The organism is Bacteroides sp. 214 (assembly GCF_010501015.1).
Lineage (GTDB): Bacteria > Bacteroidota > Bacteroidia > Bacteroidales > Bacteroidaceae > Bacteroides.
Genome location: NZ_QVML01000001.1, coordinates 101,405 through 125,374, shown reverse-complemented (window position 1 = coordinate 125,374; position 23,970 = coordinate 101,405). Strand labels below are relative to the sequence as shown.

The 23,970-nt window shown below is 42.7% G+C and carries 17 protein-coding genes; 12 read left to right on the top strand and 5 right to left on the bottom strand.

All coding sequences use genetic code 11. The features are described from left to right. Window positions 1–20: 20 nt before the first annotated feature. Window positions 21–1,346, bottom strand: coding sequence for a PhoH family protein (locus tag D0T50_RS00500; protein ID WP_163220881.1), 1,326 nt, complete (start codon window positions 1,344–1,346; stop codon window positions 21–23). 132 nt (window positions 1,347–1,478) lie between these two features. On the opposite strand from D0T50_RS00500, the gene D0T50_RS00495 reads away from it, so the two are divergent. Continuing rightward, the gene (locus tag D0T50_RS00495; protein ID WP_163220879.1) at window positions 1,479–2,780 is read left to right on the top strand and encodes a folylpolyglutamate synthase/dihydrofolate synthase family protein; all 1,302 of its coding nucleotides are present in this window, start codon (window positions 1,479–1,481) and stop codon (window positions 2,778–2,780) included. Here D0T50_RS00495 and D0T50_RS00490 read toward each other — a convergent pair. Next, window positions 2,748–3,122 (bottom strand): RidA family protein, encoded by a 375-nt coding sequence (locus D0T50_RS00490; protein WP_163220877.1) that lies wholly within the window; start codon window positions 3,120–3,122, stop codon window positions 2,748–2,750. The genes D0T50_RS00495 and D0T50_RS00490 overlap by 33 nt on opposite strands. 336 nt (window positions 3,123–3,458) lie before the next feature. Further along, window positions 3,459–3,590 carry a hypothetical protein gene (locus D0T50_RS13855; RefSeq protein WP_255489921.1) on the bottom strand — a complete coding sequence of 44 codons (132 nt, stop codon included), beginning with the start codon at window positions 3,588–3,590 and terminating at the stop codon, window positions 3,459–3,461. A 287-nt stretch (window positions 3,591–3,877) separates the two neighbouring features. Here D0T50_RS13855 and D0T50_RS00485 point away from each other — a divergent pair, with 287 nt between their 5' ends. After that, window positions 3,878–5,092 (top strand): serpin family protein, encoded by a 1,215-nt coding sequence (locus tag D0T50_RS00485; protein ID WP_203558152.1) that lies wholly within the window; start codon window positions 3,878–3,880, stop codon window positions 5,090–5,092. 88 nt (window positions 5,093–5,180) lie between these two features. Here D0T50_RS00485 and D0T50_RS00480 read toward each other — a convergent pair whose 3' ends face one another. Together D0T50_RS00480 and rlmB are read right to left on the bottom strand one after the other, a co-directional pair. Beyond that, a complete protein-coding gene (locus D0T50_RS00480) occupies window positions 5,181–6,878 on the bottom strand; it encodes a trypsin-like peptidase domain-containing protein (RefSeq protein ID WP_163220875.1) in 1,698 nt (565 codons plus the stop codon). 10 nt (window positions 6,879–6,888) lie between these two features. Continuing rightward, complete coding sequence (gene rlmB / locus D0T50_RS00475; RefSeq protein ID WP_163220873.1) at window positions 6,889–7,629, bottom strand: 23S rRNA (guanosine(2251)-2'-O)-methyltransferase RlmB; 741 nt, start codon at window positions 7,627–7,629, stop codon at window positions 6,889–6,891. 295 nt (window positions 7,630–7,924) lie between these two features. Here rlmB and D0T50_RS00470 point away from each other — a divergent pair, with 295 nt between their 5' ends. The 10 genes from D0T50_RS00470 to D0T50_RS00425 all read left to right on the top strand — a co-directional run bounded on the left by D0T50_RS00470 (window position 7,925) and on the right by D0T50_RS00425 (window position 23,965). Continuing rightward, window positions 7,925–9,067, top strand: a complete 1,143-nt coding sequence (locus tag D0T50_RS00470) for an aldose epimerase family protein (protein ID WP_163220871.1) — start codon at window positions 7,925–7,927, stop codon at window positions 9,065–9,067. Between the two features lie 31 nt (window positions 9,068–9,098). Next, entirely contained in the window at window positions 9,099–10,787 is a 1,689-nt protein-coding gene (locus D0T50_RS00465; protein WP_163220869.1) for a sodium:solute symporter, read from the top strand. A gap of 91 nt (window positions 10,788–10,878) precedes the next feature. Next, complete coding sequence (locus D0T50_RS00460; protein WP_370520839.1) at window positions 10,879–11,613, top strand: NUDIX domain-containing protein; 735 nt, start codon at window positions 10,879–10,881, stop codon at window positions 11,611–11,613. 9 nt (window positions 11,614–11,622) lie between these two features. Next, on the top strand, window positions 11,623–12,309 hold the full coding sequence (locus D0T50_RS00455) for an L-ribulose-5-phosphate 4-epimerase (protein WP_163220865.1): 687 nt from the start codon (window positions 11,623–11,625) through the stop codon (window positions 12,307–12,309). A 250-nt stretch (window positions 12,310–12,559) separates the two neighbouring features. Further along, the gene (araA, locus tag D0T50_RS00450) at window positions 12,560–14,059 is read left to right on the top strand and encodes an L-arabinose isomerase (protein WP_163220863.1); all 1,500 of its coding nucleotides are present in this window, start codon (window positions 12,560–12,562) and stop codon (window positions 14,057–14,059) included. Between the two features lie 5 nt (window positions 14,060–14,064). After that, entirely contained in the window at window positions 14,065–15,669 is a 1,605-nt protein-coding gene (locus tag D0T50_RS00445) for a xylulokinase (RefSeq protein WP_163221294.1), read from the top strand. Window positions 15,670–15,807: 138 nt separating this feature from the next. Continuing rightward, on the top strand, window positions 15,808–18,171 hold the full coding sequence (locus D0T50_RS00440; protein ID WP_163220861.1) for a glycoside hydrolase family 127 protein: 2,364 nt from the start codon (window positions 15,808–15,810) through the stop codon (window positions 18,169–18,171). Window positions 18,172–18,209: 38 nt separating this feature from the next. After that, window positions 18,210–19,751, top strand: a complete 1,542-nt coding sequence (locus D0T50_RS00435) for an alpha-N-arabinofuranosidase (protein WP_163220859.1) — start codon at window positions 18,210–18,212, stop codon at window positions 19,749–19,751. A 45-nt stretch (window positions 19,752–19,796) separates the two neighbouring features. Further along, complete coding sequence (locus tag D0T50_RS00430) at window positions 19,797–21,806, top strand: transketolase (RefSeq protein WP_163220857.1); 2,010 nt, start codon at window positions 19,797–19,799, stop codon at window positions 21,804–21,806. A 386-nt stretch (window positions 21,807–22,192) separates the two neighbouring features. Next, window positions 22,193–23,965, top strand: coding sequence for a transglutaminase domain-containing protein (locus D0T50_RS00425; RefSeq protein WP_163220856.1), 1,773 nt, complete (start codon window positions 22,193–22,195; stop codon window positions 23,963–23,965). Window positions 23,966–23,970 lie beyond the last annotated feature (5 nt).

Here is a 23,970-nt window from a genome sequence, read left to right as displayed (position 1 = left end):
ATGCCTCAAAGAGTACTTTTTTACATTAAATTGCTTGCCAATTCACTCAAAGTACTGCGTTCTCCCTTCAATAGGTTGATATGGGCGAAGAGATTTTGGTCTTTCATACGATCAATCATATAGACCAATCCGTTGGATTCACTATCTAAATAAGGTTGGTCTATTTGTTGAATATCACCAGTAAAAACCATCTTTGTCCCTTCACCGGCACGGGTGATAATTGTCTTTATTTCGTGAGGAGTAAGATTTTGCGCTTCATCAATGATGCAGTAAGTTTCGCTCAGGCTGCGTCCGCGGATAAACGCCAATGCTTCAATTACAAGTTGATCGCTCTTCTGCATTTCCTCCAGCTTCTTCACCTCGCTGGAGTTAGAAGAGAAGTTATGCTTGATAACGTTGAGATTATCAAAGAGAGGTTGCATATAGGGAGCTACTTTCTCGGTGGCATCGCCAGGGAGGAAACCTATGTCTTTATTAGAAAGCGCCACAATAGGTCTTGCCAGAAGTATCTGTTTGTAGTTTTGTATATTACCAAGCGCAGCGGCAAGTGCCAACAAGGTCTTACCCGTCCCCGCTTTTCCGGTTATAGCTACGAGCTTTATATTAGGATCATTGAGTACTTCGAAAGCAAAAGTTTGCTCGGCATTGCGAGGTTCAATACCGTAATTCTTGCTCTTGTTTACCTTATGAACAGTATGTGTAAAAGGGTTATAACGAGCCAAGACACTGTTTCGGTCGCTCTTCAGAATAAAACATTCGTTGGGACGAAGCAACTGTTTGAAATCAAGTTCACTGATGTCAAGACCTTCTTTCGATGAATAGATGCGGTCAATCAAACCCGGATCAACATCTTCGAACACCTCATTGGACTTGGCAAAAACATCTACATTAACAACTTTATCATTGATATAGTCTTCGCAAACAATACCTATTGAACGCGCTTTCATACGCAAGTTTATATCTTTGGTTATCAAGATACACTTGGTACGCGGGTATTTTGTTTGCAAATGGTCGGCTACGGCAAGAATTTGATTGTCGGCAATGCGTTCGGGAAAAGAGGCAGTAACCTTCTCGGAGTTTACACCACCGGTCATAACAAACAATCGTCCCAAACCCTCGCCAAGCTTAGCGCCTTTGGTAAAGAGGTTATCATCTGTTATTAAATCGAGTTCGCGTACAAATTCACGGGCGTTGTAGTTGATTTGTTCATTGCCTTTCTTGAACCTGTCCAGTTCTTCGAGCACTACAATAGGCAGGTAAATGTCATTTTCCTCGAAATTTTTAATACAATTGTAGTCGTGAAGTATTACATTGGTATCTAACACGAAGTTTTTCTTTGTTCCCATGATAAGTTAGATTCAAAATGTTGATATTTGTAGCCTGATTTGCTTTCCCTATCTATGGGTCGCAAACGACTTGTTGCAATATACTAATTATAACCAAACAAAAGGTTATTTGTTCGTTAAATATTTGAAAAGATGGATTATCTGCAGACGCTTGAATACCTGTACAACAGCATGCCTATGTTCCAGCAAATAGGTAGCAAAGCCTATAAGCCGGGTATGGAAAATACATATACACTCGATAATTACTTCGGACAACCACACAAGAAATATAAAACCATCCATGTAGGTGGTACAAATGGTAAAGGGAGTTGCTCGCATACGTTGGCTGCTATCCTGCAAAGCGCAGGATACCGTGTGGGATTGTACACATCTCCACACTTGGTGGACTTCAGGGAACGTATTCGTGTAAACGGCGAGTGCATTTCACAACAGTATATTATTGACTTTGTTGAAACACACCGTGCCTTCTTCGAACCGCTACACCCTTCGTTCTTTGAGCTAACCACAGCTTTGGCATTTAAGTATTTTGCCGATGCCAAGGTGGATGTTGCTTTGATTGAAGTTGGGCTAGGCGGACGAATAGACTGCACCAATGTCATTACTCCCGATCTTTGTATTATTACCAACATCAGTCTGGATCATACCGCACAACTGGGCAGTTCACTTGCCGCTATTGCCAAAGAGAAGGCAGGTATCATAAAAGCAGGTATCCCCGTGGTGATAGGCGAAACCAATGAAGAGACTAAGCCAGTCTTTACAGAAAAAGCCAACCAAGTAAACGCCCCCCTCTTCTTTGCCGAAGAAGAACACAAGCTATTGCGTGCTACACCATGTAAAGAAGGAGGATTTATCTACGAAACTGATTGTTATAAGGAATTGCGCGGAGAACTTGGCGGACTCTATCAGCAGAAGAATACCAACACGTTACTTTCGTGCATTTCACACCTTATATATATAGGCTATAGAATTAGTGAGGAAAACATCCGTTGTGGATTTGAAAATGTGAGTCGGCTAACCGGACTTATGGGTCGTTGGCAAAAGCTACAAGAGTGCCCTACTCTACTATGCGACACCGGGCACAACACCGGTGGTATAAAGTACATTGTACAGCAGCTTGCGGAACAAACATACCGGCAACTGCATATTGTTATAGGTATGGTCGATGATAAGGACGTGGAGGGTGTATTATCTCTTTTGCCACAGAACGCGACATATTATTTTACGCAAGCCTCTGTTAAGCGCGCCATGCCTGCCCAACAACTACAAGCATTGGCTTCTACACACGGACTAAAGGGAGAAACGTATGCGGATGTAGCCACAGCTACAAGAGCAGCACAAGAAAAAAGCCTCCCTGAAGACTTTATCTTCGTAGGAGGCAGTAGTTTTATTGTAGCCGATTTGTTAGCGAGCCGCCACGCACTCAATCTCCACTAAAGCGTCTTTAGGGAGTTGCTTTACCGCAAAAGCGCATCTTGCCGGGTAATCGCCTTCAAAGAATTCGGCATATACCTTATTCATTGCCGCGAAGAGCGACATATCTTGAAGCAGCACAACTGTCTTTACTACATTTGCCATAGTTAGTCCGGCAGACTCAAGAATAAAGCGCATGTTTTCCAACGACTGGCGGGTTTGCTCTTCAATGCTTTCGGGCATCTCGCCTGTAACAGCATTGATAGGAAGCTGTCCTGATACAAACACAAGTCCATTGGCTTCAATAGCTTGACTATATGGACCTATTGCACCTGGTGCCTTCGGACTATTAATTACTTTTTTCATATTTTTCTTTCATTAAAGAGTTAGTATTACTGAAAAATCCGGTTCGAAGATAGGAATTATTTGAGTAATTACCAACAGTTACACTCATCAAAAGAAAGCTCCAAACTATCAATTTGTCAAAGCCTCCAAGATTGCGAAAAAATGAATGAAACCAACGCGTGGACAGAAAAAATCGCAGGAAATAGGCTTTAGGAAAAACGCCTAAAATAGTGTGAAAAACACTCGTATTATTCAGAATATGCCCCACAAAGCTTGTATCGCCTGTTTTTCTGACTGAGTCTTGGGTAAAAACACAGTCAGAACATGGAAAGAACTCAGTCAGTTCCACACTTAAACTCAGTCTGTTTTTATTTCTTTGCTTATGGATGAACGACCGTTTGCCATAAGCAAACGGTCTGAATGCTTATGGAAGATAGGTCGTGAGCCTATGGCAAACAGTCGTTCGTCCATAAGCAAATTTCTCTTCATAAAATCCCTTCCAGAAGGCTTGTAGGGCATATTCGTTTTTCAACCAATAACTATATTCTATTTCTCCAAAAAGCAGAAAGTTAGCAAGCAATGGCATTTCAAAGAGGTTTAGAGTAGTTTTACCTACAAAATGACAAATTCCAGCGATGTTCAAACCATTCAAAACGATAAATATTCTTTATACACATTAGCCAACTACAACTTTTATTTATCTATTTTGCTTACTTGTGCAGTATCAGAGAAAACGTTGCATTTACATGTTATAATACATTTTTAAACACAACATCATGAGAAATTTATTGTTAGCCTTTACTCTTTTTGCACTTTGCGCTTGCGAAGGAGAGAGTAATTCTCCCCAAGACCGCTTGGATATTCCGTTAACCCGTAGCGAACAGGAAATGACGGCAAAGAACAACGCCTTTGCTCTCAAGTTCTTCAAAGAGGTGTATAACAACGAAGTAAAAGATCAATTTATGATTTCGCCCCTTAGCGCCTCACTCGCACTAAGCATGAGCACTAATGGTGCAGCAAACGAAACGCTCGAAGAGATGAAGTCTACTCTGGGCTTTACCGACTACTCTCTCGATGAAATGAACGCTTACTACCGTAAACTTATCAGTGGTTTGCTGGCGGTGGATAATACTACAAAACTAGGCATTGCCAATTCCATTTGGTATCGTCAGGGATTAGCAGTCAACCCTCTTTTCGTTCAGACAAACAAAGAAAAGTATGACGCTGAAGTGCGCGATCTTGATTTCAACTCGGACAAATCGGTAGATATTATCAATCAATGGTGCTCGGACAAAACCAACAAATGCATCCCAGAAATCATAGAAACAATAAACCCTGATCAAATGATGTTCATTATCAATGCATTGTACTTCAAAGGAACATGGAAATATAAATTTACTAAGTCGGACACAGCCAAAGAAGACTTTACCACCGCAAACGGTTCTACCATAAAAGTAGATATGATGAATCAGGAAGCAACCATCCCTCACATCTCCGACGAAGATATAGAGATAGCCGAGCTACCCTATGGCAACAGCGCCTTTAGCATGGTGATTCTTCTTAAAGACAATAATCTTGATGCACTTGCCGAACAAATTACTCCCGAAAGATGGGACGAATGGATGGAAGGTTTAAGCCAATACTGCAGTATGACGAGAATTAAGCTCCCTAAATTCAAATTGGAATACGACAGAGTACTAAATGGCGATTTGCAAAATTTGGGAATGAACGCTGCGTTCAATTCGCATATAGCAGACTTTAGCAAAATGACAGACATACACCTCTTCATCAGCATGGTTAAGCAAAACACATTCATAGAAGTAAACGAAGAAGGAACAGAGGCAGCAGCGGTTACATCTGTTGGATTTGAGGCAACCGCCGTAGGTCCTGGTCGGTCGGGAACATTCTACGTAACGCGTCCGTTTATTTATGCCATCAAAGAGAAAAGCACAGGAGCTATATTATTCATGGGCAGAATGAACTCCATTTAATAGAATCCCTTTACTCCTTATTATATATAGTTCGCCCCTTACCACCGGTTGGTTGTAAGGGGCGAAACACATTCAGGCTATTTATATCTTACTTACAGTTCTTCTCAATTAATTCGTCTACCTCTTCGCTGCCAAGCTCCTTTGCTTTGGCAAAACTGGCGCACGCTTCGTTTTTCTGCTTTAATTGCACCTGTGCGATACCGCGAAGACGATAAAAGTCGGGGTTACTGCCATCCAGCTTTATACCATTATTCAAAGCTTCGATAGATTGTTCGTAACGGGCAACACGAAGATTAATTAACCCAAGCTCCAAGTGATACAAAGGTTCATTAGGGTTCATCTCAATACACTTAGCGATATCATCCAAAGCGCGTTGATATTGTCTTGCACCTAGTGAGGCTTGCTCCCTGAGGTAAAAGAAGTAGTCATTCACACTGCCGTTTGCTGCTGCATAGTATGCATCGTAGTCGAGCATTGCCTTGCGATACTGTTCGGTTTCCATATACAAGCGCGCGCGTTCCAATACGTAAGGAGCATCGGCATACATAAGTGGTTTTGGACAACGAGCCACACAACTATCGAGTAAAGCAAGCACTTCTTGCGGTTCCGCACCAAGTTGTTCTTTAGACTTAGCCGCACTAAAAAACAGTGCCTGTGATGCAAATTCGGTCTTTGTAACCTGTATATAGCTGTTGTATGCAGATTGATAATCTTGTTTCATATAAGCAATATCGCCCTGCAAACTAAGATATACCGGAAGCGGATTGATCGCAATAGCCTTTTCTATTTCATCAAAGGCTCTGTCGGCAGTCCAATTCTTACTCTCATCTGCTCCATGATTGATAATGTACGAGTAGATAGTCTTTGCTGTGGTATAATGCACCTCCTCTTTAGCTGTTGAAACAGCAAGTGCTTGCGCGAAATCGGCATTTGCTTTGTCAATGCCGGCAACAGTATCGTTGTAGAGGTAATATTCGGCACGACGTATATAACCATCGGCACTATTAGGGAATTGCATAACAAAATCATTGAGCAGTGCTTCGTATTTTTCGCCATTATAGTGTGAAGAAGCCATGATAAGGAAGACTAAAGCTTGTTCTTCATTAACAGGAAGTCCTTTGCGTATACCTATACTGTTTAATACGGGGTCGTTGGCAGAAAGCGCCACTATTTCTAACGCAGTAGCATATGAAGTACCCACAGCGTAACATTTGGTTTCGGCAAGGTTTCCGTCGGCTTTTTGTGAAACACCAAAGAGTTTGCCATCGGCTGTCATTAGAGGGCAACTCACACTTTTCTCTTCCAATTTCATCGCAAGCGTATAGTACTTATCAGCGTCGCTAATGTCGGTAACTGCTTCTATGGTTCCTTTTGCGAAATTTTGTTCTTTCTTGGTAGAGTAAGCCATCAAGTAAACCTCTTCGCCTGTCGCGGGTACGGCTGTCTCTGTTAAGGCGGCAACTTTCTTTCCTTCGGTATTCACACGAAACTTCACCACGTCGTACAAGCTATTTGCACCTAGTATGGCATCTACATTGAGTTGTTTTCCATCCGAGTCAATAACCACAGCACGCGCTGCTCCTTTGAATATAGTATAATCCGATACGGCAGTGCCATTGTCGGCTACAAAGAAACCATTCCCATTGTTGAGTATGTTTCCGCCTTCATCATATGTTACGATTGAGAATACCGCGCGTTTGGATTTTTCCAGCCATTTAGGAGCTTGCGCCATTGCCATTTGTGTAAACAGGAAACAGCACAATACCAATAAAGTGTTCTTTTTCATGTATTTGTTTTTAATTAGTTCGTTGTTTAAGTGCCTCGTAGATAATAATTCCGGCAGCTACAGACACGTTGAGCGACTCGATAGTTCCCATGATAGGTATCTTTACCCATTCGTCGCATAAAGCAAGATTTTCGTAAGACACACCACGGTCTTCGGCTCCCATTATGAGACAAACAGGTCCGGTATAGTCTCCTTTGGTGTATTCGTAGTCTCCCTTCTCTGTGGCAGCGATGATTTTGAAGCCACTATTCTTAAGATACTTCAAGCACTCTGCCAATCCTCTTTCTTTGCACACGGGTAGTGTGTGAAGCGCACCTGCCGAAGTTTTAATTGCATCAGCGTTTACTGTGACACTTCCTTTGGCTGGGATAATAACAGCGTCTACTCCGGCACACTCGCACGTACGGGCAATGGCACCAAAGTTACGTACGTCGGTCAATCCATCCAACATAACAAATAAGGGATTCTTTCCTTCTTCAAAAAAGAAAGGTACCAGGTCTTCTACCTTTTGATAGGTTACAGTAGAGATAAAAGCTACTACTCCTTGATGGTTTTTGCGGGTTATACGGTTCAACTTTTCGAGTGGAACACGCTGCACTGGGATTAATGTTCCCTTTAAGGCTTCAAAGAGTTCTTTAGACAAGTCGCTCTGAATATCTTTTTTCACCAGTATTTTATCTATTTCCTTCCCTGCCTGTATGGCTTCGATAACGGCGCGCACGCCAAATATCATGTCGCTATTTTCGTTCATAGCGCAAATATATTACTTAATTTGCTACAACAACTACCTTATTAATTATTATTAAAATATAGAGCCCACACAATGCTTATACTTCTGGTTCCAACTATTTATGTTATGCACGCTGAATGCTTATAGTTTTGCCTATGGATTCTAATTTATTTGTAATGAAGAGGTTTTAGCTTCTTTTAGTTACAAATATGCTGTATAACATATAGTTTTATTGCATGCTTTTTTCTTTAAGTGTTACTTTTACACTCAAATACACACCGTTAATCCTTTTATTCTATAATTAATACCAACAGACATGAAAAGAGAAGTAGTACTCGCCGGCATTATTGCCCTTGTGGTAAGCTCGTGCAACACGAAACCGGCTTCTGAGTTAACTCAATCGGGATTAGACCCCAAGAATTTTCAAACAGAAATCAAAAAAGAACCAGTGGCACTCTACACACTCAAAAATGAGAATGGCATGGAGGTGTGCATAACCAACTTCGGTGGAAGAATTGTGTCAATCATGGTACCCGATATGCATGGAGAAATGAAAGATGTGGTACTGGGATTTGACAACATCAACAGTTATCAAAATGTACCAAGCGACTTCGGAGCCGCTATCGGACGTTACGCCAATCGCATCAAAGACGCAAAGATGACTATCGACAGCAAAGATATTCAACTACTGCCAAACAACTTCGGACATTGCCTGCACGGTGGTCCTGAGGGATGGCAATACAAAGTGTATACAGCCAAACCAATTAGTGACACGCAGATTGCCATGATTATGCAATCGCCCGATAATGATATGAATTTTCCCGGCAACGTAACTGCAACTGTTACGTATACGCTAACCGAAGATAATGCCATTGACATTCAATACGAAGCAACTACCGACCAAACTACGGTTATCAACATGACCAATCACTCTTACTTTAACCTCTCGGGAGACGCGACTAAAGAAATCACGAGCGATATACTTTACATCAACGCCGACAGCTATACTCCGGTTGATGCAACCTATATGACAACAGGCGAGATACTACCTGTAGCCGATACTCCAATGGACTTCAGCAAGCTCAAAATGATTGGTGAAGACATTGACAAGTTTGACTTCGAGCAATTAAAGAATGGCAACGGATACGACCACAATTGGGTATTGAACACAGCTGGCGACATCACCAAACTTGCAGCTAGAGTTACTTCACCCGCATCGGGCATCAGTGTAGAGGTATATACCGATGAACCGGGTATACAGGTGTATACAGGTAACTTCCTCGATGGAACCGCAAAAGGGAAAAAAGGTATCATGTACAAGAAACGTACCGGTATTTGCTTAGAAACACAACACTATCCCGACAGTCCCAACAAGCCTCAATGGCCTTCGGTATTGCTTAAGCCGGGAGAAACTTATAAAAGCCATTGCATTTACAAGTTCACTGCAGAAAAACCATAATATAAATAATAACATTTAAAACACATTACGTATGCAACCATTAGATTGGGTAGTTATTGGAGTCTTCTGTATGGCTCTTATCGGAATTATCGTTTGGGTAGTTAAACAAAAGCAAAATGACTCGGCAGATTATTTCCTTGGCGGAAGAGATGCCACATGGATAGCCATTGGTGCATCTATCTTTGCATCAAACATTGGCTCGGAGCACTTAATTGGTCTTGCCGGAGCCGGTGCGTCAAGCGGTATGGCTATGGCGCACTGGGAAATTCAAGGATGGATGATTCTTATTCTAGGTTGGGTATTCGTTCCTTTCTATACACGAAGCATGGTTTACACAATGCCCGAGTTTCTTGAAAGACGTTACAATCCACAGTCAAGAACCATTCTCTCTGTTATTTCATTGGTAAGCTATGTGCTTACAAAAGTAGCAGTTACAGTATATGCCGGAGGGTTGGTATTCCAACAAGTATTCGGGATAGATACTCTCTGGGGAATAGACTTCTTCTGGATTGCCGCCATTGGTCTGGTATTAATCACAGCTCTTTATACCATTTTTGGTGGTATGAAATCAGTACTATACACATCAGTATTACAGACTCCTATATTGTTATTAGGTTCATTAATCATTCTTGTGCTTGGATTGAAAGAGCTTGGCGGATGGGATGAGATGATTCGCATTTGCGGCGGTGTTTCGGTTAATGAATACGGTGATACAATGAACAACCTGATTCGCAACAATAGTGATGCTAACTTCCCATGGTTGGGTGCACTCATCGGTTCGGCAATTATCGGTTTCTGGTATTGGTGTACCGACCAATATATTGTCCAGCGTGTACTTTCAGGAAAGAATCAAACAGAAGCACGCCGTGGTACCATCTTCGGTGCTTACCTGAAACTTTTACCGGTATTCCTATTCCTTATTCCCGGTATGATTGCATTCGCATTACACCAAAAAGGCTTAGAGAGTGGCGGATTTCTACCAATGTTGGCAGATGGCGTAACAGCAAATGCAGATGCTGCTTTCCCAACGCTGGTAGCGAAATTACTCCCGGCAGGTGTTAAGGGTTTAGTGGTGTGCGGTATTCTTGCAGCATTGATGAGTTCACTGGCTTCGTTGTTTAACTCATCGGCTATGTTGTTTACAATCGACTTCTACAAGCGCTTCAAGCCCAACACTTCTGAAAAGAAATTGGTAACCATCGGTCAGGCAGCTACAGTAGTAATCGTAGTACTTGGTATCCTTTGGATCCCCATTATGCGTAGTGTGGGAGATGTTCTTTACACATATCTGCAAGATGTACAATCGGTATTGGCACCGGGTATTGCGGCAGCATTCTTATTAGGTATTTGCTGGAAACGAACTTCTGCCAAAGGAGGTATGTGGGGACTATTATCGGGTATGATTATTGGGTTAACGCGTCTCGGAGCTAAAGTATATTATAGCAATATAGAGGCCGCCGATTCAACATTCAAATACCTGTTCTACGACCTCAACTGGTTATTCTTCTGCGGTTGGATGTTTCTGTTCTGTATCATTGTTGTTATTCTTGTCAGTCTTGCTACAGAAGCCCCATCGGCAAATAAAATACAAGGACTTGTATTTGGAACCGCCACACCTGAACAAAAAGCGGAAACACGTGCCAGTTGGAATAAATGGGATGTAATACACACTTGTATCATCTTAGGAATAACCGTAGCATTCTATATTTACTTCTGGTAAAGAGCCTCTCCCCGACCCATTCCAAAGGAGAGGGAGGAAGCTATGCAGATAAATAACATCATTCTTAATATGCTAAGAGCAATAAATGGAAATGAAATCTAAAGACAAAGCACTCCCTACCTCCTCTCCTTTGGAGAGGACTGGGGAGAGGCTGAGTTATTACAGCCATAACCCTAAGTTCTATGTAGCAGTAGACTGCATCATCTTCGGCTTCAAAGAAGGAGAGCTATATCTGTTATTACTAAAACGTAATTTTGAACCGTGCAAAGGAGGTTGGTCACTGATGGGGGGATTCACGCAGGAAAGCGAAAGCACAGATGATGCTGCAAAACGCGTACTGCTCGAATTAACCGGATTAGAAAAAGTCTACATGGAACAGGTGGGCGCTTTTAGTGCTATTGATCGCGAACCGAATGAACGTGTTATATCCATAGCTTACTATGCGCTGATGAACATCAACGAGTACGATCATGAATTGGTAGAGAAGCACAACGCCTTTTGGGTAAACATAAAGGAACTGCCTCCGCTTATCTTTGATCACGAAGAGATGGTTGAGAAGGCGAGAAAGAAAATGCAGCAGAAAGCGTCAACAAAGCCAATTGGTTTTAACCTGTTGTCCAATATGTTTACGCTCTCACAGTTGCAAAGTCTGTATGAAGCCATTTATGGTGAAGAACTCGACAAGCGCAATTTCCGAAAGCGTGTAGCAGAAATGGATTATATCGAAAAAACCGATCAAATAGATAAGCAAGGGTCAAAACGTGGAGCCGCATTGTATCAATTCAACAGCAAAGCTTACCAGAAAGACCCTAAGTTTAAATTATAATATAAAATTATGCTGGAAGTATTAAAAGAAAAAGTATTCCATGCCAATCTGGAATTGGTAAAACATGGCTTAGTGATATTTACTTGGGGAAATGTATCTGCTATAGACCGTACCAGTGGTTTGGTCGTCATTAAACCCAGTGGAGTATCTTACGACGATATGAAAGTGGAAGACATGGTTGTAGTAGATTTAGATGGCAATGTGGTGGAAGGTAAATTGAAGCCATCGTCGGATACAGCTACCCATCTGGTACTTTATAAAGCTTTCCCCGAAATTGGCGGTGTAGTACACACCCACTCTACCTATGCTACTGCATGGGCACAGGCTGGTCTTGACATTCCGAATATAGGAACTACACATGCCGATTATTTCCATGATGCCATTCCCTGCACCGCAGAAATGACGAAAGAAGAAGTGGAAGGAGCATACGAACTGGAAACCGGCAATGTAATCGTAAAGAGATTCGAAGGGCTGAATCCGGTTCATACCCCGGGCGTATTGGTTAAAAATCATGGTCCATTCTCTTGGGGGAAAGACGCACACGACGCGGTTCATAATGCTGTAGTCATGGAGCAGGTGGCCAAAATGGCAAGCATCGCTTATGCGGCCAACCCTAACCTGACCATGAATCCGCTGTTAATAGAGAAGCATTTTAGCCGTAAACACGGCCCTAATGCGTATTATGGTCAGCGGTAAGGTACCGCACCAAGTTCCATGCGGAGCCCAACGACCTAATTTACGAAGCGTTAAACGAGCAACCACAGTGAAGCGTTAAAAAAGACCTTCTGTTTGAGCGCACAGCGCGAGTTTAAGGTCTTTTAGCGAAACGCAGGGTGCGAGTAGCGAAGTAAATTCAGTCTTGATCTTTTCTTTTTGGTATCTTTTTCTTTTGTATCAAGACAAAAGAAAAAGTACAAGTAACAATAACCTAATAAAAAAGAATATTATGTTTGAAAATTATGAAGTATGGTTTGTAACAGGAGCGCAGCTCTTGTACGGAGGCGACGCAGTAATCGCAGTCGACGCACACTCTAATGAAATGGTAAAAGGTTTGAACGACTCTGGTCGTCTTCCTATAAAAGTAGTATATAAAGGAACAGCAAACTCTTCCAAAGAAGTAACTGCTGTAATGAAAGCAGCCAATAATGACGAGAAATGTATCGGTGTCATCACATGGATGCATACGTTCTCGCCTGCAAAAATGTGGATTCATGGCTTACAGGCTTTAAACAAACCTTTGTGTCACTTCCACACACAATTCAACAAGGAGATTCCTTGGGATACTATGAATATGGACTTCATGAACCTGAACCAATCGGCTCATGGCGACCGTGAATTCGGACACATCACTGCCCGTCTACGTAAACCTCGCAAGGTAGTAGTTGGCTACTGGCAAGATGCTGCCACACAAGATAAACTGGCTGTTTGGATGCGTGTATCGGCAGCTTGGGCAGATGCTCAGGATATGCTTATCATTCGCTTTGGCGATCAGATGAATAATGTAGCCGTAACAGACGGCGACAAAGTGGAAGCCGAGATTAAATTGGGCTACCACGTAGATTACTGTCCGGTAAACGACCTGATGGAATACTACAAAGCTGTTTCGGACGAGGACGTAAAAGCAATGGTAAAAGAATACTTTGCCATGTATGACCATTCTCCTGAACTTGAAAAAGAAGGAACCGAAGCATACACAAAGGTATGGAATTCGGCTAAAGCAGAAATCGCTATTCGCCGGATATTGAAAGATACGGGAGCTAAAGGGTTCACTAGTAACTTTAACGACTTGGGATTGATGGATCAAATCCCGGGACTTGCCAGCCAACGTTTGATGGCAGAAGGTTATGGATTCGGTGGCGAAGGCGACTGGAAAACAGCAGCTCTGTATCGCACAATGTGGTTCATGGGACAGGGTATGCCGAAAGGTTGTTCCTTCTTGGAAGATTATACGTTGCATTTCGATGGAGAGAAGAGTGCTATTCTTCAGGCACACATGCTTGAGATTTGTCCACTGATTGCTGCCGAGAAGCCTAAACTGGAAGTACACCGTCTAAGCATCGGTATCGACAGTGAAACTGCTCGCCTGGTATTTACGTCCAAAGAAGGTGAAGGTATCGCAGCTACAATAGTTGACATGGGTAACCGCTTCCGTATGATTGTAAATAAGGTAGATTGTATTAAGAGTAAAGCACTTCCAAAGCTACCTGTTGCTTCTGCATTATGGATTCCACGTCCTAACCTCGAAGTAGGTGCAGGTGCATGGATTCTGGCAGGTGGAACACATCACACCAGCTTCTCGTACGACCTTACAGTAGAATACATGGAAGATTATGCCGAGATTGCAGGAATTGAAATGGTAGTAATTGATGAAAATACCACCATATCTGAATTTAAGAAGGAGCTTCGCATGAATGAAGTTTTTTATATGTTGAATAAAGGAATCTGATGCTTATGAAATGGGATGCAAAATCAACCATTGAAACAGGCAAAGCCATTCTGGGTATAGAGTTCGGCTCTACCCGGATAAAGGCTGTTTTAATTGACCAAGAAAACAAGCCCATCGCCCAAGGAAGCCACACATGGGAAAATCAGTTGGTGGACGGGCTTTGGACATATAGTATGGACGCTATTTGGTACGGACTACAGGATTGCTATACCGACCTGCGCCGCAACGTAAGAAAGGCATACGACGTAGAGATAGAGGCATTAGCAGCTATTGGTGTAAGCGCCATGATGCATGGCTACATGGCGTTCAATGAAAAAGAAGAAATTCTTGTACCCTTCCGCACATGGAGAAACACCAACACAGGACAAGCAGCAGCCGAGCTATCGGAACTGTTTGTGTACAACATACCGCTGCGTTGGAGCATTTCGCACCTCTACCAAGCCATATTGAATGAGGAGGAACATGTGAAGGATATTGCATATCTGACAACACTTGCAGGATACATACACTGGCAACTCACAGGTCAGAAAGTATTAGGCGTAGGTGATGCATCGGGTATGCTACCTATAGATCCTGCCACAAAAGACTACTACAGTTCGATGGTTGAAAAATTCGATGGGCTAACCGAAGGTGGTAAACGATTCGGTTGGAAGCTGCTCGACATTCTGCCACAAGTACTCTCTGCCGGACAGGATGCCGGAACCCTCACTGCAGAAGGAGCCAAGAAAATAGACACATCGGGGCTACTGAAGCCCGGAGTGCCTCTCTGTCCACCCGAAGGTGATGCCGGCACAGGCATGGTAGCTACCAATGCTGTGAAGCAACGCACAGGGAACGTATCGGCAGGTACCTCATCATTCTCTATGATTGTATTGGAGAAAGATTTGTCTAAGCCCTACGAAGCTATCGACATGGTAACCACACCCGACGGCAGTCCTGTGGCAATGGTACACTGCAACAACTGCACATCCGACCTCAACGCATGGATTGGCCTCTTCAAAGAGTATCAGGAGTTGCTGGGCATACCGGTAGATATGAACGTGGTATACGAAAAGCTCTACAACCACGCGCTTACGGGAGATGCTGATTGTGGTGGAGTACTATCGTACAACTACATATCGGGCGAACCGATAACAGGATTCTCCGAGGGACGTCCATTGTTTGTGCGCTCGGCAGGTGACAAGTTCAATCTCGCCAATTTTATGCGGGCACATCTCAATGCCTCTATTGGTGTGCTAAAGATTGGAAACGACATCCTCTTCAATGATGAAAAGGTAACGGTAGACCGTATTACCGGACACGGTGGATTATTCAAGACCAAGAACGTAGGACAACGTGTACTTGCAGCTGCTCTCAACTCACCTATTTCTGTGATGGAAACTGCTGGCGAGGGAGGTGCTTGGGGTATCGCTCTATTAGGCTCTTACTTAGTAAACAATGAAAAGAACCAGCCTCTTGATGCTTTCCTGGACGAGCAGGTGTTTGCCGGAGATGCAGGTACTGAGATAGCACCTACAGCTGAAGATGTAGAAGGTTTTAACACGTACATCGAAAACTACAAGGCAGCATTGCCTATCGAAGAAGCAGCTGTTAAATTTAAAGGTAACTAGTAAGTAACAACATGCTGCAACGAAGTTTGACTCACGTCAATCTTTGAATTACAGAAACTATATATCTCCGGGCTGAAAGCCTAATTCACTTCAGTCCGGAGATTATTTTCAACTATGTTCTAAAAGCCCTAATACAATATGAGAACAATCATCATTACTTGTCTATTCCTTTTCTGCTTTCTCTTTACAGGGGAGGCTCAAACCCTAAAGCAAGTACAAGCATTCCCCCTATCGGATGTAGAACTACTTAATAGCCCTTTCCTACAAGCCCAGCAAACTGATTTAAACTATATTCTCGCCATGAATCCGGACAGGTTGCTTGCTCCTTATTTGCGGGAAGCCGGCCTTACCCCCAAAGCACCGTCTTACACCAACTGGGAAAACAGCGGATTAGACGGGCACATTGGCGGACATTACATTTCAGCATTAGCTATGATGTATGCGAGCCTTCCCAACCCTCTCCAAGAGCCTCTTGGGGAGAGGCTTTGTTACATGATCAACGAACTTAAACGTTGTCAGGATGCTGTAGGAACAGGATTTATTGGTGGGACTCCTGGAAGTATTCCGATGTGGAACGAAATTAAAGCAGGGAATATCCGTGCTGGAGGATTCGACCTCAATGGCAAATGGGTACCTCTCTATAATATACACAAGACTTATGCTGGCTTACGCGATGCATATCTTTTTGCTGGCAATACTACCGCTCGCCACATGCTTATCAAACTAACCGATTGGATGCTTGACATCATCTCCGGGTTGAGTGACGAACAAATGCAGGATATGCTTCGCAGTGAACATGGCGGATTAAACGAAACATTTGCAGATGTGTATGCCATCACCGGCGATAAGAAATATCTGGAGCTTGCCAAACGTTTTTCGCACATGGCAATTCTTAACCCGTTATTAATAAAGGAAGATAAACTTACCGGACTACATGCCAATACGCAAATTCCTAAAGTTATTGGCTACAAACGAATAGCCGACCTTGAAAATAATCAGGCATGGAATGATGCTTCGCAGTTCTTCTGGGAAACTGTAACCAGCAATCGTTCCATTAGTATCGGCGGAAACAGTGTACGCGAACACTTCCATCCGGCAGATAACTTTGAAGCAATGGTCACTGACATCGAAGGCCCCGAAACCTGCAACACATACAACATGCTTCGTTTAAGTAATATGTTCTTCCAGAGTACATCCGATACCCGTTATATGGATTTCTATGAACGCGCTCTTTACAATCATATCCTATCTTCACAAGAGCCGGACAAAGGAGGATTTGTATATTTCACACCTATGCGTCCGGGGCATTATCGTGTATATTCGCAACCCGAAACCAGCATGTGGTGTTGTGTAGGTTCTGGATTGGAAAACCACAGCAAATACGGAGAAATCATTTACGCACATGCAGGTAATGACTTGTATGTTAATCTCTTCATTCCCTCCCGTTTGGAGTGGAAAGATAAAGGAGTAACGCTGGTTCAACAAACCCGCTTCCCTGATGAAGAACAAGTACGTATACTGATTGAGGAAAGTAAGAAAAAAATTTTTGCACTTAAAATCCGTTACCCTGGTTGGGTGGAGAAAGGAAAACTTGCCGTAACAGTAAACGGACACCCCCAACCAGTAAACAAAACATCTGATAATTATATTACCCTCGAACGAAAATGGAAAAAGGGAGATAAAATTGTCCTTACGCTTCCCATGGAGTTAAAAACAGAGCAACTACCAGATAAAAGTAGCTATTATTCGTTCATGTATGGTCCTATTGTTTTAGGTGCCAAGATGGGTACAGAAGAGATGAAGGGACTATATGCCGACGATAGTCGCGGCGGGCACGTTGCACATGGACATCAGATTCCATTACAAGACGCACCTGTGCTGATAGGAGAAACGAGCCAACTACTCTCCTATTTCAAAAGAGCAAATGGTAACGAGATTTGTTTCGACTATATTGGAGAAACACATCCGGCTAAATATCAATCGTTAAAGTTCATCCCATTCTTCCGTCTGCACAACTCACGTTATGCTGTTTACTTTCGTCAGGTTACTTCAAACGCTCTGCAACAATTGAAAGAAGAAGTAACCCGCAAAGAGCAGCAAAAAGCAGAATTGTTTCAACGCACCATAGATTTAATCTATCCGGGCGAGCAACAACCCGAGTCCGACCACTTTATCAAGTATGAAGACTCACGTACCGGCACCCGCGAAAACCGTCATTTCCGTTCAGCCAAAGGATGGTTTAGCTATGAATTAAAAGTAAACGAAGAAGCTTCTCATCTCATGCTTGTGTTGCACAAAGGAGATAATAAACCCGAAACCAGGATTTATATCGGAGATAAAGAAATCCACTCCTCGCCTATCGTAGCCAATTTGGATGAGAACTTCATTACATGGATATACCAACTTCCAGAAAAGCTCAAAGCCGGAACAGAAACCATTAAATTCACTCCGGGAGAAACCGGACAAACTTTCCGGGTATATGAAATCAGGTTATTAGAATGAAATTTTATTCCCTTTAAATACTTATAAATTAAACAATCATGAAAAAGAATTTAGTAATCGGCGCAATGGCATTGGCATCCTTGTCACTTTCCGCACAAAAGAGCGCCACGATTAAAATCGACATCAACGAAGGCAAGCAAATCATTCCGAAAGAGATTTATGGACAATTTGCCGAACACCTTGGTAGTTGTATCTACGGTGGATTGTGGGTAGGCGAAAACTCTCCTATTCCCAATACAAACGGATATCGCACTGATGTACTCAATGCCTTGAAAGACTTGAAAATTCCTGTCCTGCGCTGGCCGGGAGGTTGTTTTGCCGATGAGTATCACTGGATGGATGGTATCGGGCCCAAAGAAAATCGTCCTAAGATGGTTAACACCAACTGGGGAGGAACCATCGAAGACAATAGCTTTGGTACACACGAATTCCTGAACCTGTGCGAATTATTGGAGTGCGAACCCTATATCAGTGCCAATGTAGGAAGCGGAACAGTAGAAGAGTTAGCCAAGTGGGTGGAATATATGACATCCGAAGGCGACTCACCCATGGCAAACCTTCGTCGTAAGAACGGCAGAGACAAAGCATGGAATGTAAAATACCTTGGTGTAGGCAACGAAAGTTGGGGATGTGGTGGAAATATGCGTCCCGAATATTACTCGGATCTATATCGCCGTTACGCTACTTACTGTCGCAATTATGATGGCAATCACCTCTACAAAGTGGCAAGTGGAGCAAGCGATTATGACTACAAATGGACAGAAACTTTGATGGAACGCGTGGGCAGACAAATGCATGGACTCTCCCTGCACTATTACACAGTAAGCGGATGGACAGGTAGCAAAGGATCTGCTATCAACTTCACAGACGAGGACTACTACTGGACTATGGGTAAATGTCGCGAAGTAGAAGATGTATTGAAAAAACACATCGCCATTATGGATAAATACGACCCTGCCAAACGTGTAAACCTATTACTCGATGAGTGGGGAACATGGTGGGACGAAGAACCGGGTACTATCCGCGGACACTTGTATCAACAGAATAGCTTACGCGACGCTTTTGTCGCCTCTCTATCGTTCGATATCTTCCACAAGTACACCGACCGCTTAACCATGGCAAACATAGCACAAATTGTAAACGTATTGCAATCCATGATATTAACAAACGATAAAGGCATGGTATTAACACCTACTTATCATGTATTCAACATGTATAAAGTACATCAAGACGCTATGCACTTGCCGATAGAGTTAAAAAGCGAGAAGATGATTGTTCGTGGAGATCGCGTCGTGCCTATGATAAGCGCAACCGCGTCAAAAGATAAAGATGGAAAGATACACATTTCGTTGTCAAACATTGACCTCGATAACACGCACGAAGTTACCATCAACCTAGCGGGTGCAAAAGTAAAAGAGGCAAGCGGACAAATAATAACATCCAAAAACATCACCGACCACAACACTTTTGAGCAACCAAATGTAGTGAAAGTGCAAGACTTCAAAGGAGTTAAACTAAGCAAGGATGTATTAACAGTGAAACTTCCCGCTAAATCAATTGTTACAATAGAGGTAAAATAAGTTACAATCTGCTATCTTTGCAGAATCATTAAAAACATTTTTGAAATGAACGACATTAAATTGATGAACCGCGCGGCGGATAATATCCGAATCCTTGCCGCTTCAATGGTTGAAAAAGCAAACTCGGGACATCCCGGAGGAGCAATGGGGGGAGCTGACTTTGTAAACGTACTCTTCTCTGAATTCTTAATATACGATCCTAAAAACCCAAAATGGGAAGGACGCGACCGCTTCTTCCTCGACCCGGGTCATATGTCGCCCATGCTTTATTCGGTACTTGCCTTAACCGGCAAATACACCATGAATGAGCTCTCACAGTTCCGTCAATGGGAAAGCCCTACGCCGGGACACCCCGAAGTAGATATTATGCGTGGCGTAGAAAACACTTCCGGCCCGCTTGGACAAGGACATACTTTTGCCGTGGGAGCTGCTATCGCAGCGAAGTTCTTGCAAGCGCGTTTCGGCCAAGTAATGAACCAAACTATCTACGCTTATATCTCCGATGGTGGTGTTCAGGAAGAGATTTCGCAAGGATCAGGACGTATTGCCGGTACACTCGGTCTGGATAATCTGGTTATGTTCTATGACTCTAACGACATCCAACTTTCTACAACTACACAAGAAGTAACCAACGAAGATGTAGAAATGAAGTACCGCGCTTGGGGATGGCACATCATTGTTATCGATGGTAACGACGCGCAGTCCATCCGCGATGCTTTGAACGAAGCCAAAGGCGTAACCGGTCGTCCTACCCTTATCATCGGTAAAACCATTATGGGAAAAGGAGCTCTTAAAGCTGATGGTTCGAGTTACGAACGCAACTGTGCTACCCACGGTGCTCCACTGGGAGGCGATGCCTACAAAAACTCTATAAAACAATTGGGAGGTGATGCCGAAAACCCATTCGTTATATTCCCCGAAGTTGCAGAAATGTACGCCGAACGTGCTGCCCGACTGGAAGAAATCGTAGCCGACAAATATGCAGAGAAAGCCGCTTGGGCAAAAGCTAATCCAGAATTGGCTGCTAAGCTCGAATCATTCTTCGCTGGTAAAGCTCCAAAAGTAAACTGGGATGCTATCCAACAAAAGCCGGGTGCAGCTACCCGCAATGCTTCGGCAACAGTACTTGGTGCTTTGGCAGAACAGGTAGAAAATATGATTGTAGCATCTGCCGACTTGTCGAACTCCGACAAGACCGACGGTTTCTTAAAGAAAACACATGCTTTTACGAAAGATGATTTCAGCGGAGCCTTCTTCCAGGCAGGCGTATCCGAACTTACCATGGCGTGTATCTGTATCGGTATGTCGCTTCACGGTGGGGTAATTGCCGCTTGTGGAACCTTCTTTGTATTCTCTGACTATATGAAACCTGCTGTGCGTATGGCTGCCTTGATGGAACAACCTGTTAAGTTTATCTGGACGCACGATGCATTCCGCGTAGGCGAAGACGGTCCTACTCACGAGCCTGTAGAGCAAGAAGCACAAATCCGCCTGATGGAGAAACTCAAGAACCACAAAGGAAAGAACTCTATGTTAGTGCTTCGCCCTGCCGATGCTGACGAAACAACAGCTGCATGGAAACTGGCTATGGAGAACACTGCTACTCCTACCGGATTGATATTCTCTCGTCAAGACATTACGAAGTTGCCCGAAGGTACTGACTACACGCAAGCTGCCAAAGGTGCTTACATTGTAGCCGGTTCGGAAGAAAACCCGGATGTTATCTTAGTAGCCTCGGGATCGGAAGTTGCTACATTGGTAGCTGGTGCCGAGTTGCTTCGCAAAGATGGTTTGAAGATTCGCATCGTTTCTGCACCATCCGAAGGTTTGTTCCGCAGCCAAAGCAAAGAATATCAACAATCAATCATTCCTTGCGGTGCTAAAGTATTCGGTCTAACAGCCGGTTTGCCTGTTAACCTCGAAGGCTTGGTAGGATGCAACGGTAAAGTGTTTGGTTTGGAATCGTTTGGTTTCTCGGCACCTTACAAAGTGCTCGACCAAAAGCTTGGTTTCACTGCCGAGAATGTATATAAACAGGTAAAGGAAATGTTCTAAGAACTATATTCAATTAATAGGAAGAGGGTGTACAAAACTAAAAATTGTACACCCTTTTTTCGTTCTTGTGGCACAAAGAGTTCCGTCAGCCATAGGCACATGCTCCGTCAGCCATAAGTACATGCTCCGTCGTCCATAGGCACATGCCCCGTCAGCCATAGGCACACACACCGTCAGCCATAGGCGCGCAACCACTCAGCCATAGGCAGAAATAGAAACTGTATATATATGATTATTACAAAGAAATATTACCTTTGCATAACACTGTTTTTCAAACAACAAATATGATCAGGTTCATAACTACTTTACTCATATATGTCTTATCAGGTAGTTTGATTATTCCATCCTTTGCCCAAGAGCCGGATAAAAAGGTGGTTATATCCAATATGGAAGAGACATTTGCGTATGAATTGAATAAAAAAGGAGAAGTACAAATCAGTAGTGAGCATCTAGTGAACTATAAATGTATAAAGCCTGCTACAGTCTCTTTTTTTGAATACTACGACAACTACAGTGAAATAAAGAACGTAAAAATAAAAGGAATAAAAAGAGTACACCCCCAATACGGCATGTATAAGCGGGAAAATATCTTTTTTAGCGACGGTAAAGCCTGCTATTTTGATATACCTTTCATTCAAAAAGATTCGGAAGCCATTGTTACATTTAATAAACTCTACAAAGATATCCGAAGGTTTACCTTCATACCACTTGCCGAAGCTCACCACACAGAATCCAGAACGATAAAGATTGTTATACCAGATTGGATGAATGTAGATATCCTGAATCAGAATCTATCAGAGAACATAACGATAAACTCAATAAAAGATGATGTCCAGAAGGCTACAATAACAACTATTCATATAACAAATCAACCAGCAGCCATCATAGAAGAACACTCCCCTCATTATATGCATTCGCAACCTTACATCATAATAATACCCAGAGAGTCTTTGGGTAAAGCCGGAAATACAAGATACTTCAAAACGATAGACGACCTTTATGAATGGAGCAAAGAGCCTTTATCGCTCATGGACAACAATCTGCATTTAATTAAAGAGAAGGCATCGGAGCTAACGGCAAATTGTAAGTCGGATGAAGAAAAAATCAACGTATTGTGCCAATGGGTACAGCGAAATATTCGCTATATTGCTTTTGAAGATGGAATTTCCGCATTCAAACCAGACAATGCGCAGGATGTGATTACCCAAAAATACGGAGACTGCAAGGGCATGTCTAATCTTCTGAAGTCATTATTGATTGCGAAAGGTTTCGATGTGCGACTGGTATGGGTTGCAACAGCAGATGTTGAAAGAGACCTGGACATAGCGAACCCAAGTCCTTTTGCAAACCACATGATTTGTGCATTATGCAAAGACGATAGTCTGTACTACTTTGATCCAACGGTAAAATCTCTAAGCTTTGGAGAAATTCCGGAACAGTTGCAAGGACAAAAGGCTTTAATTGAAGACGGAGAAAACTACATAATCTCTCAAATACCTCAATTCAGCGCACATTATAACAGGGATAGTCTGTTTGTGCAATATTCAATCACAGATAATAAATTGACCGGCAAGGCAAACAGGAGTTTCGAGGGAGAGGCAAAACACAGCCTTTCGTACTGGATGAACAGTATGACCGAAACAGAAAAGAAGCAAAAAACAGAACAAATCCTGAAGAACGGAGAAATGCAAGACTCCATCTTCAATATTGAAACGAACGGATTAGAGTCGTTCCTGCCGGAGATAAATATAAAATACGAAATCAAGAGGAAATCAAATATAAATATTTTTGGCAATCAAATCTTCATAAACTTAGATGATACCAAAGATTACCAGAATGCCAAAGTCGATATTAAAAACAGGAAAACAGCACTGAAACTCCCGCACAAGGATTATGTGGTAGTAGTATCACAATTATTGATTCCAGAGGGGTACGATGTTAATCAACTTCCTGAAAACAAGACGGTCAGTAGGGAAAAATATTCATTCAGCATCTCCTACAAGAAGGAAAAAGATACTATCATTTACCACAAAGAAATGTTTGTTTTTAATTCAATTTTAGAGAAAAGTGATTTTGAGCAATGGAATTCAGACATAGACGCATTAAGAAAAGCTTATGGTGAATTAATAGTACTAGAAAAGAGTAACAACAAAAAATAATATAT